A 16,571-nucleotide genomic window follows, 5' to 3' on the forward strand; every position below is an offset into this window, starting at 1 on the left:
CAGCGAAGACGCGACTTTCGAGCCCTTTCGGCCACGACCGGCCAGGCTGGGGCACGCGCCTCCCTGCCCGCCGGAGGGGCAGGGGCTGAAGGGACTCAAGACTCCCGGTCCGATCGCGACGGACACGCCGGTTCGCGGCGCGTCCGCGCGGCCCGCAAGGCCGGCGCTGCGGCGGCGGCCAGGCCCACCAGCGCGATGCCCGCACCGGACAGGCGCAGCGCCCCGGCCGCGCCGAGGCCGGCCACCAGCGGTCCTCCCAGTGCGGTGCCCAGCGGTACCGACAGCACCCGGACGGCAGAACTCGCCGCGAGGACCTCGGGCAGCAGCGCGCTGGGCGCCGAGCGTTGGAAGAGGGCGGTCGACAGCGACGAGTACGGCGGCCACAGCAGCCCGGCCGCCCCGAAGCAGACGAGCGACACGGCCGTCGGGGCACCCAGGCCCAAGGGGAGCATCAGCGCACCGAAGCCGATGACGATGCCGACCGTCGTGGGCCACGACCGCCACCGGCCGAGAAACCCGGTGAGCACCGAACCCGGCACCGCGCCGATGCCGAACGCCGAGTAGTACGCCGCCAGCACACTGGCGGAGGCGCCCAGGTCGTCCGATACGTGCAGCGGCAGCGCCACGTACACGGGGCCGAAGAGGAAGAAGAAGACGAAGCTCAGCGCGAGGAGCCCCGACAGCGCCGGAATGCGCCGGATCACCGCGAACCCGGTCGCCCGCGAGGCCGAATCCCCCTCGGGCTCCGGGACCGCGTCCCGGTCCACCGCGACCAGGAAGGTGACCGCCAGGACGAGGAACGTCGTCGCGTCCACGGCCAGTACCGCCGCCGGACCTCCGAACCCGATCAGCAGCGTCGCCAGCGGCGGCCCCGCCACCGTGGCGAGCGAGCCCACCCCCGACAGCACGGCGTTGCCCGCCAGGTGGTCGCGCTCCGGCAGCAACCGCGCGATCAGCGTGTAGACGCCCGCCTGCCCCCAGGAATGCAGCACGGAGGAGACGGCCAGCAGCGCGACGTACCCCTGGATGCCGAGCGCGCCGAAGGCGTGCAGTACGGGGATGGCGCCCAGCGCGCCGGCCCGCAACGCCGCGTCCCAGCCGGCCAGTCGGGCGGGCCCGCGGCGGCGGAGCAAGCGGCCGAGCAGCAGAGCGCCCACCGCCCCGGGCAGGGTGTAGGCGGCCGCCGCCAGAGCCACCCAGACGCCGCGGTCCGCGGCCGGTGCCAGCTCGATCGCGAGCCAGCCCACCGCCACCACGGCCATGCCGTCACCCAGCGAGGAGACGGCGAACCCCGGCAGGATCCGCCGCAGTGTCGTGTGACGGATCACCGGCCAGTACGGCGAAGAGCGCATCACACGACTCATGTCCAGGCCCACGGGTACCTCCACACATCGACGAACCGATGCCGTGACCCTTGCCCCCGCAGCGGCGCACGAGGCGGCCTTCACCGTTCGGCTCAAACGTCACGCCCGTCGCGAACACCCACCCGCCGTGACCACATCCGTAGGCTGCTGCCGGTGACCCGCCATACACCCCCGTCGCCCCTGGACGTCGAGCGGTACTTCCCCGAAGTGGCCCCGCTTCGGAGGCGGACCGTACGTCTGCACCCGCGTGCCGGGAGTCCGACGCGGCGGGAGAGTTCGGTGGGCGGCCCGCTGTCGTGGCCCGCCGAGGAGCCCTGGCCGGTCTGTCCCGAGCACCGCGCGTCGCCGATGGTGCCGGTCGTCCAGATCCACGCCGCGGATGCCCTCGGACTCGTACCGTTCCCACCCGGATGCGACCTGTTCCAGGTGCTCTGGTGCCCGCGGGATCACGAGGACCGATGGGTCGTCCCAGCAGTGCACTGGCGGAACGCCAAGGCGGTCGGGAACGTCCGCGAGGCGCCGCCGGCACCCGTCCCGGTCGGGTCCGGACGGGTCCCGAGGCCGTGCGTCGTCCATCCGGAGCTGGTCACGGAGTACCCGAGCTGGGACCTGCAGTACGGCCTCTGGGACGAGTTGGAGCAGCGTTTCGAACAGGTGGAGGCGGAGACCGGCTGGGACTACCAGTACCACTTGTCCACCGCTCCCGGGACCAAGCTGGGCGGGTACCCGGGCTGGTGCCAGGACCCGGACTGGCCGCACTGCTCCGGCTGCGGCAAGCCGATGGACCACCTGCTGACGGTGGAGAGCACCGAGGCGGACTCCGTGTCCCGGCTGACCTGGACCCCCGTCGAGGACCGGGATGTCGACTACGAAGGCGCCGACCTGAGACTGGGCGACCTGGGCGGGGTCTACCTCTTCGAATGCCGCACGTGCCCCGGCCGCCCGTACGCAGACCGCTTCGACTGCTCGTAAGGGAGCCTTCAGCCCCGATCGGCGAGACCGGCGTACGGGGTGATCCAGAGCGCGTCGTGCCTCGCGAGGACCGCCCGGAGTTCGCGGGCGCTCCGCGGCGTCATGGCCGGCAGCACGCGGTCGAGGAGCGCCCGGCCTTCCAGCGGGTTGCCGCAGCAGTACCAGTGCACGTCGCCCCACTCGCAGTCGTCCCACATCCGGCGCCTGGGGCCGCGCACGTACTGTTTCCACCGGTCCAGGGCCAGGATGACGTCTCCCGGCTCGAGGTGGTTCCGGGTGTGTTCGAGGCGGGCGATCTCCGCCACCGCGCGCCCGGAGAGCCCGTCGATGCCCGGCCTCCCGCCCCTGCTCGGGTACTGCCACGCGCAGGCGCCCCGGAGACGCCCCGGCCGCCTACGTGGCACGGACCTTTCTGATGATCGTCATGCGGCGCATGCTGCCACGACGCGCACCGCCGAGGCCCGGATTTTTCCCGCGGACAAAACCCGGCCCCACTCCGGTACCGACAACCAGGAGGCGGCACGGCGAACCGTTCGTGACCCTTGCCGAGTTGGAAAAGCTGATGGCCAGGCGTGACTTTGAAGATGATCCCAACGCTCCCGAGGCGCACAGCTTGGTACCTGCTGCTTCGGCCGTCATCGTGGATGAGAGTGGTCGTGTGCTGTTGCAGCGGCGCACCGACAACGGAATGTGGGCTTTGCCCGGCGGGAAGATGGATCTAGGAGAGTCCATCGGAGAGTGCGCAGTCAGGGAGACGTTCGAGGAGACCGGGGTGACCGTCGAGATCACGGGCATCGTCGGGACGTACACCAACCCAGGGCATGTGTTCGCCTACGACGATGGGGAGGTACGTCAGGAGTTCTCCATCTGTCTCCTGGGCCGGCCCACCGGTGGCACGCTCCGGACCTCGGACGAGTCCTTCGAAGTAGCGTGGTTCGCTTTGGACGAGGTGGACAATCTGCCCATGGTGTCGAGCATCCGTAAGCGCATTGATGACTGGAGAGCGGGGAACGGGCCCGTCGTGCGATGACGAGTTGGGCAGCGACGCACCTGCTGGATGCCTTTGTGGTTGGGGCGGCGCCGGCGCCACGTCGGCACGCCGTGCAGGCGGGCAGGTTCCCGAGCACGGAGCCAGGGGGAGGGTCTGACGGACGGTGTTCACGACCCCCCCCGCCGATGTCCCTGCCTCCCTTCAGGGAGTGGTTCTCGTGTGGTCGAGCCGTTCGACGTGCGCCACGTTCTCCCGGTCCTCGGCGTCCACGCTCGCCTCGGCGGCGAACCAGGCGTCGAGGATCTCCTTGAGCAGCGGTTCCGAAGTCAGACGCAGGCTGAGCGCGAGCACGTTGGCGTCGTTCCAGCGGCGCGCACCGTCCGCCGTGTAGGCATCCGCGCACAGGGCCGCGCGTACGCCGGGCACCTTGTTCGCGGCGATCGAGGCGCCCGTACCGGTCCAGCAGCACACGACGGCCTGGTCGGCGTTCCCGGCGGCCACCTCGCGGGCCGCCGCCTCCGAGCAGGCTGCCCACTGCGGATCGTCGCCCGGGCGCAGCGCCCCGTACGTCACCACGTCGTGTCCGCGGTCGCGCAGCTGCCCCAGGAGTGCGCGCGCCACGGGTTCGTCCATGTCCGAGGAAACGGCGATCCGCATGCCCCGAGACTAACCGGCCGCGGAACGGCCGAGCCGTTCCCCGCCGGTTGATGTCAGTGCGGTTTGGCAGGATCACGGCATGAATGATCTTGTGGCGGACCTGTTCGATCCCGGCAACAGCTGGAGCACCCGTACGCGCGAGCGGTTCACCGGCCTGTCGCCCGAGTTGGGTGAGCTGCTCGTGCACCTGGGGACGTCCGACGGGTTCTGGAACTGGCGGTACAAGGTCGACGCCGCCTGGAAGCGCCGGGCGAAAGCGCTGCTGAAGGCGGACGGCGCCGACGAGCTGGTCCGCTACGCGGTGCGGGAGTTGGCCCGGGGCGGGTCGTTCCACGACATGGACGACCCCGAGCACGTGATCCGCGAACTCGGAATGATCAGGCCGGCCTCCCCGGCGCGCCGTCTCGCGATCGGCTTCCTCCTCGCCGCGGGCTGGCTCCGTCGGGACACCGAGGGGCTGAGCGCCGACCTCGCCACGGTCGGCCGTAAGAACGCCCAGGCCATGGACACCTACCACCGGGTGGACCACGACATCGCGGGCGCCGCCTTCGCCGCGCTCGGCGACCTGCCCGGTGCGGAGGCGATGGAGGAACTGTGGGCCCTGCACTACGACGTCGCCCGCGCCCTGCACCCGCAGAGGGTCCTGGCGAAGTCCGTGAAGAAGGCCGCCATGCGGCTCGGAGTCCCTGCGCACGAGCTCGCCGAGCGCACCGTGCCACGGCACGGGCTTGAGCGCGACGGGACTCTGACGGTCGGCTGGTTCGGGAAGGGCGTGCTGTGGTGGAACGCCTCGGTCGACGCGGTCGTCACCCTGCACGACACCGGGCAGGTCACCGTCGACTGGGCCGAAGGCGACCAGGTCACCCGTACGACGGCCCCGTTCCGCTCCCCGGCCGGGTACAACACGCCGATGCGGGCCGACAGCGTGACCTTGGTCCGGCGCTACGCGCAGAACGTCGGCAAGACCCTGGCGGAGGAGCGGGAGCGGCTGGAAGCACTGGCCGGTGGGACGGGGACGGGGACGGGGACGGGGACGGGGACGCGGACCTGGCGGTGGGCGGACTGGGTCCGTTACTACCGGGACCACCCGATCACGGGCGTGGCCACGCGAGAACTGGCCTGGGAGTACCGGCTCCCGAACGAGACCGTGTACCGCACCCTCCACCCGGACCTCCACGCCGTACCGGCGGCCGGAATGCCGACCGCGACGGAGGTACGGCGGGTGCCGCGCTGGTAATCTCCGCAGGTTGCGGTGTACATGACGGATACGAGGGTCGGAGACGATCACCGGAGCCAAAGCCCGCCCACACAAACATCTTTCGTCCGTTTTCGGCCCGGATCCACATGCTTCGGTGGCGACCCGGACAAGGCCATCCGGCATCCCTGAACGCCGGTTGCGTTTCACCCCCTGATCAAGGAGCTCCACCCCGCATGTCGATACCACCACCGCACCCGCAGTCGTCCCCTGGGCCGTACCCGCAGCCCGGACCGTACGGACAGCCGGGGCAGTACGGCGTTCCGCAGGGCTGGTACCCGCCGCCGGGGGCTTCGCAGAAGACGAACGTGCTGGCCATCGTCGCGTTCATCATGTCGCTCGTCTGCGCGATTCCGCTGGTCCCCCTGATCCTCGGGATCGTCGCCCTGTCCCAGATCCGCAAACAGGGTGAGAAGGGCAAGGGCCTGGCCATCGCGGCCATCGCCATCCACGGCGCGACGATCGCGTTCTACGCGGTCTTCGTGGTCCTCGGGTTCACCGGAACGCTGGACGGCGGCTCGGAGCCGAAGCGCGACACCACTGGTCAGGTCACCGGCTCCGGCTCCAGCCAGGTGAACGACATCCGCACGGGCGACTGCTTCAACATGGACGACGACCTGGCGGGCGTCCAGGACAAGGACGGCGGCCAGGCCCGCCGCTCGGTGCGCATCGTCCCCTGCGACCAGCCCCACAAGGGGGAGGCGTACGCCGTCTTCAACCTGGAGGACGGGGCGTACCCGGGCACGGACAAGGTCGTCGCGATCGCCGAGGAGAAGTGCGGCGGCACGAAGCTGGCCGACTACGTGGGCAAGGACGCCAAGCCCTCGGAGAAGGTGGACGTGTATTACTACTACCCCCAGCTCAGCTCCTGGACCTTCGGCGACCGCGAAGTCACCTGCTTCCTGGCCGACAGCAGCGGCCCGAGCACCGGCTCGCTCCGCGCCACCGGCGGTTCCTGAACCGCAGCCGGCTTGAGGGAGGCAGGGCGGGGGAGCAGCGGCCCGGCACGCGGAATGTCGAACGCGGTTCCGATGTCCGTTGCATCTGGTAGTCCTGCTGGTGATCACGACTGCTCACGGCTGATCACAGCTGATCGCCGATCACCTTCCCAGGGGGGACTCACCACATGCAACGTGCCCGCTTACTCCTGACGGCGGCGCTGGCCGTGGCGCTCGGCCTGCCGCTCGCCGCGGCCCCGGCCTCCGCGGCCGACACGGATCCGGCAGCGCCCCGTACCACCGCGCCCCGCACCAGCCCGACGCCCGGCTTCGCCGGCGAGGACCGCTACTCCGACTGCGCGACCGACCCGTACGCCGGGACAGGCGCCGGCTGGGTCGGCCTCTCGGACGTTACCGCCCGGGTCACCACCGCGTCCTCGACGGCCACCCAGCTGAACACGACGTTCCAGCTCTGGGACACCGCGTACGGCGGCCCGCGCACCGACTACCCCACCTCGTGGGCGCCGCCCGGCGAAGCCCGCGCGGACATCCCGCGCGACCGCCTGAAGGACGGCGGCCAGTACGCCTGGCGCGCCCGTACCGCGGACGGAAAGCTGACCGGCCCCTACACGGCCTGGTGCTACTTCCGCGTGGACCACACCCCGCCGACAGCGGAGGTGACGACGGACGCGACGCCCAAGAGGGTCGGCGAGGAAGCCGTCTTCACCCTGCACGGTTCCGATGCCGACACCGGCTCGGGCATCGCCTGCGCCCGCTGGCGTACGAGCCCGACCCCGAGCGTCGGCTGGCGCTGCTCGGACCAGGCGACCGACGCCCACGTCGTCCGCCTCACCGACGGCACGCTCGACATCAGGCTCAAGCCGCCGACCTGGGGCAGCCAGGCCGTCTACCTCGAGACGATGGACAACGCCGGGAACGTCTCCCAGTCGGCCCCCCTGTACTACTACGCCCAACCGGCCACCGCCCCGGCCTCCTTCGGCGACATCGACGCCGACGGCAAGCCCGACGTCCTGGTCCCGGACGCCGACGGCAACCTGCGCAAGCCCGGCTCCGATCCTCGGGTAACCCCCAGCGCGCGCCGCTTCGCCGCCCCCGATGGCAGCCGCAGCTGGGCGGGGATCCAGTACACCCACCGCGGGACCTTCAGCTACAGCCAGGTCGACGACCTCCTGGCGCACGCCCCGGGCGGCCGCGGACTCGACCTGTTCCGCAACGACGGAGCCGGCCGATTCACCGAGCAGGGCCCGATAGGCCTCAGCAAGCCCGACACCTGCCGGAACACAGCAGGTGAGGCCCTCGACTGTGCGCAGCACGGCTTCCGCTCCGACTGGTCCCAGGTCACGCAGATCGCGGCGTACGGCTCGACCCGGGGCGACACGGCGGTCGACGGAATCCTGCCGGACAGCTCTCTGCTGTCCGTCGAGAACGGCCGCCTGTGGCTCACTCAACGTGACGGCAACCAACTGGCCTGGGAGTCCACCCTCCTCTCGCCCAACGACGACAGGTGGGCCGGGTACGAGCTGATCACCCCCGGCCCCGCGCAGGGCACCGCGTTCCCGACCCTGTGGGCCCGCTCCACGGCGGACGGCGCGATCCGCGCCTTCTCCGTCACCGGCACCGCCGACGCACCCGACTTCTCCGCCTTCGCCGACCCGGCGGCGGGACCCGTCCTGACCACCATCTCCGCAGCCGCGCACCCGCGGATCGGCTCGGACGGCGACCTCACCGGTGACGGCCTGCCCGACCTGTGGTCCGCCGACGCCCCCGGCACCTTCACCGTCCTCCCGGGCACGGGCACGACCGGCCCGCACCCCACGGTGACGGGCTTCGCCCCGGCCGTCTGACCGGCACAGTCCCTCCGGCGCCGACCCCACGCGCCGGAGGCCCGTGCTCCGGGGCAATTCGAGCCACCTGAGCCGACTCTCACCAGATTTGGCGCAATACCGTCAATCGGCAGGTAGCCCCATATGGGCCGAGGCTTGCGTTTGTCTGTTCGTCGTCCGGGTGCCGAATAGGAGTCGTCCTCTGGTCGATCAGAGATGTAGCGTCCCTCGGGCTCCCCATTCTCAGGGGTGGGGATAACTGTCTGCGACGAGGGGTGGGTATGCAGATCAAAAGAGCAGCCGCAATAGCACTGGGTGCAGTGGCCCTGCTGGGCAGTTCGCCGGCGATGGCGTACGACATCAACTCCTACAAGGACGGCGCGGTTCACGCCTACTCGTACGGGACGAACACCCGTGTCGCGGTGAGTGACACCAAGCAGGACGGCCATCCGGTCTATGTGAATTACAAGCGCGAGACCAGCACCGAGCTGTACACGCTGTGGAACAAGAGCGGGAACGGCACGACCATCACGAGTGCCTCCGCCGGCGCGATCTACGTCATCCAGGCGTGCGTGTCCATCGACGGCTGGCCCGACAGCTGCGACTCCAAGCGCGAGTGAATCCGTATATCGGATCACACGGGATCGGATCCACTTCACTGCATAGGGGGAGCGTGTGAGGTACAGGAAGACGGCAGCGAGGAGCGCTGTTCTGCTCGGTGTGGCGGCAATTCTCGGAAGTTCGCCCGCGATGGCGATCGACATCCACTCGTACAAGGACGACGCGGTTCACGCCTACTCGTACGGAACGAACACTCGTGCCGCCGTGACCGACACGAAGCAGGACGGTCACTCGGTTTATGTCCAGTACGGACGTCAGGCCGAGTCCGGGCGGTACACGCTCCACAACAAGAGCGGCCTGGGTACGACCGCGACCAGCGGTGCGGGCTCCGCCGTCTGGTACCTGGCGGGGTGCATTTCCCTGTCGTGGGAGCCGGACCGGTGTGACATCGACCGCATCGGCTGATCACGGCACGGACGTCGAGTGGGGTTGCCGGTCCCGGTAACCCCACGGCCCTTTCAGTGAGTAGGGAAACATGGGAAAGCACGCCGGGTCGCAGTCGGCGCGAGGGTCCGCGGCGCTGGAGTTGGGGTCGCTGACGTACGCCATCGGCGGTCGCACGCTGTTCGAGGGCCTCGATCTCCGGCTGCCGGTGGGGGAGTCCGTCGCCGTGATGGGCCCCAGCGGCAGCGGGAAGAGCACGCTGATCTCATGTGCCCTCGGCCTGGTGAGGCCACAGGGGCTGGTGAGGGTGGCGGGCACCGACATCATGCCGATGCGGCGGCGCGAGCTGGCGCGCCACCGCGGCGCCCACACGGGGGTGGTGTTCCAGTTCGGCGAGCTGCTGCCGGAACTCACGCCGGTGGAGAACGTGGCACTGGCGGGCCTCCTCGCCGGCGCCTCGCGCAATGACGCCTACGGCGACGCGGAGAAGCTGCTGGCCGAACTGGGCGTGCCCGGAGCGGAGCGCTCGACCGGAACCCTGTCGGGCGGTGAGCGTCAGCGCACCGCGGTGGCCCGCGCGCTGATCAACAAGCCGGCGCTGCTGCTCGCGGACGAGCCGACGGGGGCCCTGGACGACGCGAACCGCAACAGTGTCGCCGACATGCTGTTCCAGGTGCCGAGCCGGTGGGAGTGCGGCCTGCTGGTCGTCACCCACGACGAGCAGGTGGCGGCCCGGGCCGATCGCGTACTGCATCTCGTCGAAGGCCAGCTGCGGACGCCCGCCGGGCCGCGGAGCACCTCATGAGTCGGACGACCCGCGCATCCCGCGCGATGAACGGGCGCCGCGCACCCCTGTGGTGGCAGTTGCTCCGGGTCGGGGCTGCCGCGGGCCGCGAGGCATCGGCCGGGCGAGCCCGGTTCGTCGCGCTCGCCTGCGCCACCCTGGCCGTAGGGCTGGTGATCTCGGCGCTCACCCTGATCTTCGCCGCGTACGAGGGACGCGACCTGCGCGACGCCGCCCGGTCACCGCTCCACGCCTCGGCCGGGGCGGGCACGTCGGACGCGTCGCTGCTGTACCGGCCCACGTTCGACGTGGTCGACAACCTGCAGTTCCAGGTCGTGTACCTGCTGCCCCTGCGCGACGACGCGCCGCTGCCACCCGGGGTGTCGGCGTGGCCACGGCCGGGCCAGGCGGTCCTCTCGCCGGCGCTGCTCGCCGCGGGGCGGGACGAGGGCATCACCACCCGCTACGGCGCCCTGGCCGGCACGATCGGGGAACAAGGGCTGGCCAGCCCGGGGGAGCGGTTCGCGTACGTCCGCCCGCCCGCGGCCCTCGACGACACCGCCAGGATGTGGCCCGTCACCGGCTTCGGTGCGCCCTCTCCCTCCGGCATCGGCGAGGGCCTGTTCGTCAAACCCCTCTACCTGCTGATCGGCATAGCCGTCTTCATGGGCGCGATTCCGGCGGCGGCGCTGTCCGTGTCCGCCGCGCGGGCCGGATCGGACGCCCGCGACCAGCGCACGGCCCTCCTCGGCGCCCTCGGCGGCGGCCGGCGAGCCCGGGCGCTCGTCAACACGGGCGAGGCAGCGATCCCGGTGGCGATCGGCGCCGTCGCGGGTGTGGCGGCGGGCCTGTGGATCCTCTCCGGCGACACCCGACTGCCCTGGGTGGGCTACACCCTCGCCGCGGCCGATGCACGCCGGTGGGTATGGGCCGTGATGGCCGCGCCTCTGCTCGCCGCCGCTCTCGTCCTGCTGGGCGTGGTCCTCACCCATCCCCCGCAGGACCGCCGCGAGGGCGTGCGCCCCCGCCTCCTGCGGAGCCGCCTGCCCCGGTGGTGGCCCTACCTCTGCCCGTTCATGGTGTTCATCGCCGTGCAGGGGCCCGCACTGGCTCCGAATCCACCCACGCGCCTGCTGATCTACGTCATCGGCGTGGGCGGCACGATCCTCACCCTGCCCTCGCTGATCGGCCTCGCGGCGGTGGCCGCCGGGCACGGCCTGGCCGCCCTGGGCCGCCGTACGGGCCGCTCCGGCGCCCTCGTCTCCGGACGCTGGGCGGCGGCCTGGCCCGGCGCGACGGTTCGGCTCACCGCAGGTGTCGTGATCGCGTTCGTCCTCGTCGGACAGACCCAGCTGTGGGTGACCCGCAACACCGGTCCGGCGGTGCAGGCACAGCAGACGGTCAAGCGCGTGGGGACCAGTGCCGTCCTGGTGGAGCTACGGGACGACAAGCCGGTACCACCCGCATTCCTCGGGGAACTGCCGCCAGGCGTCCAGGCCTTGCGATTGAGCGTCGACCACGCGAAGGGGACCGCCGAACTGGGCGGCCCCTGCGAAGCGCTGCAACGGCTCGCCCTTCCGTGTACTCCGGACCACCCCGCGCCGGTCGAGTCGCGGAACGCGGACGTGCGGGTCAAGGAGCTCTACAGCTGGGACACGCCGGGCCAGGGCCTCTTCGCCCGGCAGACCGAGACCCCGAAGGGTTCCGTCATCGTGCTCGTGGGCCGGCCGGGGCAGCAGATCTCCGTACCCGCGGTGAAGGAGGCCGCCAACCGCCACCTCGGCATGGGCGTGCCGGTCGAGACGATCGCGGGCTCCTGGCTGACCGCGGCGAACCTGGACGACCGCCAGGGGCTGTGGGTGCTGCTGTTCGGCGCCTTCGCCGTCATCGTGATCGCAGTCTCCATCGTGGTCTCGAACCTCGCCGAATTCGTCCGCTTCAGCCGCCAGATCACCGCGCTGAGCGTGCTCTCCGGCAACCGGACCATCTACCTCAGCACCGCGTTCTTCACCCTCTTCCTCCCGCTCGCGGCCGCGTCCCTGATCGGCCTGGCCACGCACTACTGGCTGGCCACACCCATGACGGCCGGCTCCTACTCCGACGGCGCCACCCACTCGTGGCCGGTCCTGGCCCTCGTACTCGCCACCACCCTCGCGATGGCGCTGCTCGTCTGGCTCTGGGGCGCCTACGGCGCGGTACGGCTGACACACCGCTGGCGCCCCACGGCCGACTGACCACTCGCTCCACCTTCGGCTCGGCTTTCGTGGAGGAGGGCCGACTGCGTGCGCCCGTGTACCTCTCCGGTCGGCACCACGATGTCGTCATGATGGCTCTGCTCGCCGACGAGTTCGCCGAACTGCACGCGATGACCATCTGACGGGCGGACCCGGCGTTCCACGACGCAATGGCGGCAGCGGCCGCGCTCCCGACTTCGGGAGGGCGGCCGCTGCGTGTGGTTTCGGTGGTCCCTTCTAGGGGGCGGGGGCGGGGAGAGGGGCCGTGCCGAGGGTGGGGATGGTCCAGCGCTGGGCGGGGCTGCTGTTGCAGTCGAAGAGCCAGAGCGGGGTTCCGGGACGGGTGTCGAGGTTGCCGAGGTCGAGGCAGCGGCCGGAGACCGGGTTGTGGATGCTGTTGTCGGCCCGGGGCAGGAACCGCTGGCTCGGGGCGCTGCTGTCGCAGACCTGGAGTTCGATGAGGGTCGTGTTCGCGGTTCCCGCGTTCACCGCGCCGAGGCACATGCCGTTGGTCCGGATGGTTCCGTCACCCCGGATCTGGAACTTCTGTGCATCGCTGCCGTTACAGGCGGCGATCTGGATCCTGTTGCCGGGGTTGGGGCGGTTGAAATCGTTGTCGACGCAGTTGGTGGCCGAAGCGGACAGCGCGATCGGGCCGGCGGCGCCGGGGGCGGTGGGAGCGACGGCATAGGGGTGGACGGCGAAGTCGCTGATAGCGCCGTCGAGCATGTCCCGAACAATTCCGTTGGCCTTGTACCGGCCAAGGACGAGGGGTCCGCTGGGGGCAGGGCTCGTAGACGCCCGGTGTGTTCCGGTGCCGGCGAGCACGCCGTTGACGTAGAGGCTCATGAGGCCGGTGTCCGCGTTGTAGACGGCCGTCAGACGGGTCCACGTGGAGGGAATGAACCGGGCCGCGTCATTGGCGATGTTGGTGTAGTCGAAAGGCCATCCGTCGGTGTCGGCATTGGCCAGGGCGAAGCGCCAGTTCGAGGAGTCGGCGTACAGGATGAAGGAGCTGGTCCGATTGCCGTCCTGGCTGGCGACGACCTTCCCCTGTGCGCCCGCCTTGGCCCACGTGCTGATGGTGAAGCTCTTCCTGGTGTCCACTGCCGGTCGGGCGGCGGTGATGGTCGACGGCGATTCCGAGCCGGCGAACCTCGCGTACGTGGTGGCGTGTCCGCCGATCGTGTCGGAGACGTAGGTGATGCCGACCGTCGTGGCGTCGTTCTTGCCGACGGTATCGGGGGTGGTGGTGCCGGTCGGCTGGGATGGCTCGGTCAGCGGCCACTGGCCCGTGGGGATGTTGAGGTTGCCCAGTGCCACGGCAGCTGTGCCGACTCCATTGGCCATCGGATAGGAGGCGCCCGTGCCCCCGGTCATGGTGCCGGCGCCGTTGAAGGCGACGAGCTGCTGGTTGGTGTCGACGGCCCACAGGTCGGGGATGCCGTCCCCGTTCAGGTCACCGTCGGAGCCGACACGGGGGTAGGTCTTCGGTTCAACCTTGCCGGAGATCAGGCCGACGGCCGGGTCGGTGAAGCCGGTGAGGTCGGGCGCCTGCGCGGTGCCCTTGACGGAGAAGGCGTGCAGCGTGCCGTCGGTCTTGGAACGGGCCCACAGGGTGGGGAAGTCGGTTCCCTGCGCGCGACCGGGGGTGATCAGGTCGTAGCCGTCCCACCGGGTGTCGTTGGCCGAGAGCAGGATGGCGCCGGTACCGAGGCCGTTTACGGGTCCTGCCAGGGCCAGCCAGAGCCGCCCGCTGTCGACGAAAAGAAGGGAAGTGCGTTCCAGCGCACCGTCCTCGGCGGTGTCACCGGCCGGCGAGCCGAAGGCTGCGATCTGGGTCGTCTTGGACCAGTCGGCGCTGTATTCATGGGCGGCGCAGTCGATCGCAGTCCCGGCGGGCGTGACACAGCTGGTGGGTTTGGTCAGGGCGACCGGTGCGGTGCCGTCGAGACTGCCGGCCGAATCATTGAGGTAGATGTACAGCTGGGGATGGCCTGGCTGGTGAGCGAAGAGGTCGTCGACGTTCTTGTCTCCGAGGGTGCCGCGGTGGGTCGTCTGGATGCCGTTCCAGGTGCTCCACCCGCGGGCAAGCTGGGGCCCGGCGTTGGGCGCTGCGGCTGGGTCGGCTCCGGCGCCGATCACGCGCAGGGCCCCGGCACTGTCGGGCAGGAGGATGTCCGCCCGCCGGTCACCGGTGAGGTCGCCGAAGATCGGAGCCGGGCTGGTCGGGTTGGCCGGTGCGTAGAAGCCGTACGCGACGGGTTGAGAGAGGTTGCCCGCGTTGTCCTGGGTCTGCAGGTAGAGGTGGTTCGTACCCCATCGCTGCGGGGTGACCTTGACGTTGGCAGTGCCGCCGGTGAGCTTGACGATGCCGGTCTCGGTGTCGGTGCACTTCCAGTTGGTGGCAGCGGCCTTGACGGGGTCGGTCGTCCAGCGTGCGCAGGCCAGGCCCGAGGAGCGGCCGCCGGCTGCCGGTGCCGGGTCGGTGCCGGTCAGGGTGAAGGTGCCTTCGTCGCCGGTCTGCTTGGGGTGGGCACCGATGGTGCCGGAGGCGGGGAAGTCCGTGGAGCTGACCGCTGCGGTGGGCGGCGTGCGGTCGACGCGCAGGAAGCACCACTCGGTGGCCGCGCTCGTCAACGTGCCGTCCGTGGTGCGCGCCGCCCAGCCGTATTGGTGTCCGTCGGTCAGGGGGCCGATGTCGACCGTCGCGTCCCCGTAGTCGCCGTTCCAGCCGGTCTGGGCGGAGTCGGTCTTCCCGGCCGCGTCGTCGTCCCAGTACTGGAAGGTCGTCTGGAGCTGTCGCTTGGTGGCGGAGTACGTGGAGGTGGTGAGGGTGACGTTGCTGTTGGCCCCGACCCAGCCCGGGTTGTCCCACGGGTTCGCCGTGCCTGGCGTGCGGCAGTCGGCGTACGAGGCCGAGCTCGCGAATCCGGGCGTGGGGCGCGTACGCGGCCACCAGACGGTCGGTGTGATGTCGTACTCCACGACGATGTGCGGGGTGTTCTCGTACCGCTGCCGGTAGTACTTGTTGTACTCGTCGTCGGGGGCGAGGCCGAGGGTGATGGTGGGCCACTGGTAACGGGCGGCGTTCTTCACCAGGTCCGTGACGGTGAAGTCGATCTGGCCGGTGCCCGACATGCTGGTGTGCCCGACCTGGCTGCAGCCCTGCATGGTGGAGCCGGTGCCGCACGGCTGCCGGTTCCAGCTGGTCGGGTTGCCGATGGCGTTGGTGGAGTACAGGCCCATCGGGGTGGGTGTGCTGGGGCTGGACGAGGAGATCACGGTCGCGGAGAACGTCGCGTTGAGGATCTCGGCGTTGTAGAGCCGGGAGTCCACGCCGATCTGGAAGTAGGTGCGGGTGCGGCCGATTCCGGTGCAGGGCGGGTTGCCGATGTTGTAGCCGCAGTAGCCGGTGGCCGGCTTGTCCTGGCCGTACTCGGTGCCGTTGAACTCGTTGGTGTCCGGGTATGCCTCCTGGACCTGGGCCCAGGCCTGGTTGGTGTTGTCGAGGACCGGGTTGATGCCCGGGTCGATGTACCAGGGGCCGGTGCCCTTGCCCAGCAGTTCGGCATCGGGGACGAGCTCGATCCCCTTCGCGTCGGCCGTCGTCTTGACGGGCTTCACGGCGGCGCCCGTGCCCGGGCCGTCCGCGGTGGAGGTGGTGGAGGCCGCGGGTGGATCATTCGGGGACGGGGCGGACTGCGGGGCGGCGGCCTTGGCCGACTTGCCCTGCTGCTCGGCGCCCGCGGGAGCGGATGCGGCGGCCGAGTCCCACATGAAGGAGGTCGGGCTGGTGAAGCGGGTCCGGCCGCCGGCGTCCTTGATGTCGAGGTTGCCGGCGGCGTCGCCGGCAACGGTCAGTCCGTCGGTCTCGATGTCCAGCCGCAGCTTCCTGACCGCGGGGTTTGCCGCGGCCTGCGCGGTGCGCACGATCAGGACTTGGCTCCAGCCGCCCTGCCGGTCGGCGCTCAGGCGCAGGTCCACGTCCGGAAGGACGTTGCGGTAGAGGGCGCTGTCCCCGGTGAGCGCGGGCTTGGGCAGCGGGAACGGCGCCTTGAAGGCCAGTTTCCGGCCATCGGTCGTGGCCATGGAGACCATGGGCCCGGTGCCGCCGCCGGAGAAGCTGAGCTTCGAGGAGACGGCGGCCGGTACGATCGCGCCGTCGGCGGCGGCATGGAGCGTGGCGTCGAGCGGGCGCCACTGCCCGTCCGCGCCCTTGAGGCGCTCCGGTACGGCGGCGGTGTCCGTGGTCAGCGTGCCGCCCGGATTGGCGAAGGTCTGCGAGCCCGCGGTGGTCAGGTCGGCGATGGCCACCCGCTTGCCGCTGCTCTTGGCCTCGGCGAGTGCCTTGGTGATGGCCGATTCCTGGGCGCTCGGCGCCGGTTTGGGCGTAGGAGCGGGCCAGGCGTTCTGCCCTGGCCCGTGGCCGCGGTCGGTGTTGGCGGCTGCGGCGGGCGGAGCCGCGATCAGGCCGGCTCCGAGCGAGAGTACGGCCGCTCCTGCGATGGGCAGCATCGAGACGCG

General features: G+C 70.8%; 13 protein-coding genes. 9 read left to right on the forward strand and 4 right to left on the reverse strand.

The window, feature by feature from the left end:
* Nucleotides 1-95: 95 nt before the first annotated feature.
* Nucleotides 96-1,352, reverse strand: a complete 1,257-nt coding sequence (locus ACFYZS_RS31765) for an MFS transporter (protein WP_389020102.1) — start codon at nucleotides 1,350-1,352, stop codon at nucleotides 96-98.
* A 291-nt stretch (nucleotides 1,353-1,643) separates the two neighbouring features.
* Here ACFYZS_RS31765 and ACFYZS_RS31770 point away from each other — a divergent pair, with 291 nt between their 5' ends.
* Complete coding sequence (locus ACFYZS_RS31770) at nucleotides 1,644-2,336, forward strand: DUF1963 domain-containing protein (protein WP_389020105.1); 693 nt, start codon at nucleotides 1,644-1,646, stop codon at nucleotides 2,334-2,336.
* Nucleotides 2,337-2,344: 8 nt separating this feature from the next.
* On the opposite strand, the gene ACFYZS_RS31775 is transcribed toward ACFYZS_RS31770, so the two are convergent.
* The gene (locus ACFYZS_RS31775) at nucleotides 2,345-2,740 is read right to left on the reverse strand and encodes a hypothetical protein (RefSeq protein ID WP_389020108.1); all 396 of its coding nucleotides are present in this window, start codon (nucleotides 2,738-2,740) and stop codon (nucleotides 2,345-2,347) included.
* A 158-nt stretch (nucleotides 2,741-2,898) separates the two neighbouring features.
* Between ACFYZS_RS31775 and ACFYZS_RS31780 the strand changes: the two genes are divergently transcribed.
* A complete protein-coding gene (locus ACFYZS_RS31780) occupies nucleotides 2,899-3,366 on the forward strand; it encodes an NUDIX hydrolase (protein WP_389020346.1) in 468 nt (155 codons plus the stop codon).
* 162 nt (nucleotides 3,367-3,528) lie between these two features.
* Here the strand turns inward: ACFYZS_RS31780 and ACFYZS_RS31785 are convergent, their stop codons facing one another.
* A complete protein-coding gene (locus tag ACFYZS_RS31785; RefSeq protein WP_389020111.1) occupies nucleotides 3,529-3,984 on the reverse strand; it encodes an RpiB/LacA/LacB family sugar-phosphate isomerase in 456 nt (151 codons plus the stop codon).
* Nucleotides 3,985-4,063: 79 nt separating this feature from the next.
* Here ACFYZS_RS31785 and ACFYZS_RS31790 point away from each other — a divergent pair, with 79 nt between their 5' ends.
* The 7 genes from ACFYZS_RS31790 to ACFYZS_RS31820 all read left to right on the forward strand — a co-directional run bounded on the left by ACFYZS_RS31790 (nucleotide 4,064) and on the right by ACFYZS_RS31820 (nucleotide 12,044).
* Nucleotides 4,064-5,221, forward strand: coding sequence for a hypothetical protein (locus tag ACFYZS_RS31790; protein ID WP_389020114.1), 1,158 nt, complete (start codon nucleotides 4,064-4,066; stop codon nucleotides 5,219-5,221).
* A gap of 194 nt (nucleotides 5,222-5,415) precedes the next feature.
* Nucleotides 5,416-6,198, forward strand: coding sequence for a DUF4190 domain-containing protein (locus ACFYZS_RS31795; protein WP_389020118.1), 783 nt, complete (start codon nucleotides 5,416-5,418; stop codon nucleotides 6,196-6,198).
* 167 nt (nucleotides 6,199-6,365) lie between these two features.
* Nucleotides 6,366-8,042, forward strand: coding sequence for a hypothetical protein (locus tag ACFYZS_RS31800; RefSeq protein WP_389020121.1), 1,677 nt, complete (start codon nucleotides 6,366-6,368; stop codon nucleotides 8,040-8,042).
* Between the two features lie 260 nt (nucleotides 8,043-8,302).
* On the forward strand, nucleotides 8,303-8,641 hold the full coding sequence (locus tag ACFYZS_RS31805; protein WP_389020124.1) for a hypothetical protein: 339 nt from the start codon (nucleotides 8,303-8,305) through the stop codon (nucleotides 8,639-8,641).
* Between the two features lie 130 nt (nucleotides 8,642-8,771).
* Complete coding sequence (locus ACFYZS_RS31810) at nucleotides 8,772-9,047, forward strand: hypothetical protein (protein WP_389020126.1); 276 nt, start codon at nucleotides 8,772-8,774, stop codon at nucleotides 9,045-9,047.
* 70 nt (nucleotides 9,048-9,117) lie between these two features.
* Nucleotides 9,118-9,831 (forward strand): ABC transporter ATP-binding protein, encoded by a 714-nt coding sequence (locus tag ACFYZS_RS31815; protein WP_389020129.1) that lies wholly within the window; start codon nucleotides 9,118-9,120, stop codon nucleotides 9,829-9,831.
* Nucleotides 9,828-12,044: a hypothetical protein gene (locus ACFYZS_RS31820; protein WP_389020132.1), complete on the forward strand. Its 2,217-nt coding sequence runs from the start codon at nucleotides 9,828-9,830 to the stop codon at nucleotides 12,042-12,044. Before ACFYZS_RS31815 ends, ACFYZS_RS31820 begins: the two co-directional genes overlap by 4 nt.
* A gap of 237 nt (nucleotides 12,045-12,281) precedes the next feature.
* Here the strand turns inward: ACFYZS_RS31820 and ACFYZS_RS31825 are convergent, their stop codons facing one another.
* A complete protein-coding gene (locus tag ACFYZS_RS31825; protein ID WP_389020134.1) occupies nucleotides 12,282-16,562 on the reverse strand; it encodes a ricin-type beta-trefoil lectin domain protein in 4,281 nt (1,426 codons plus the stop codon).
* Nucleotides 16,563-16,571: the final 9 nt, after the last annotated feature.

The organism is Streptomyces sp. NPDC001903 (genome assembly GCF_042891345.1).
Taxonomy (GTDB): domain Bacteria; phylum Actinomycetota; class Actinomycetes; order Streptomycetales; family Streptomycetaceae; genus Streptomyces.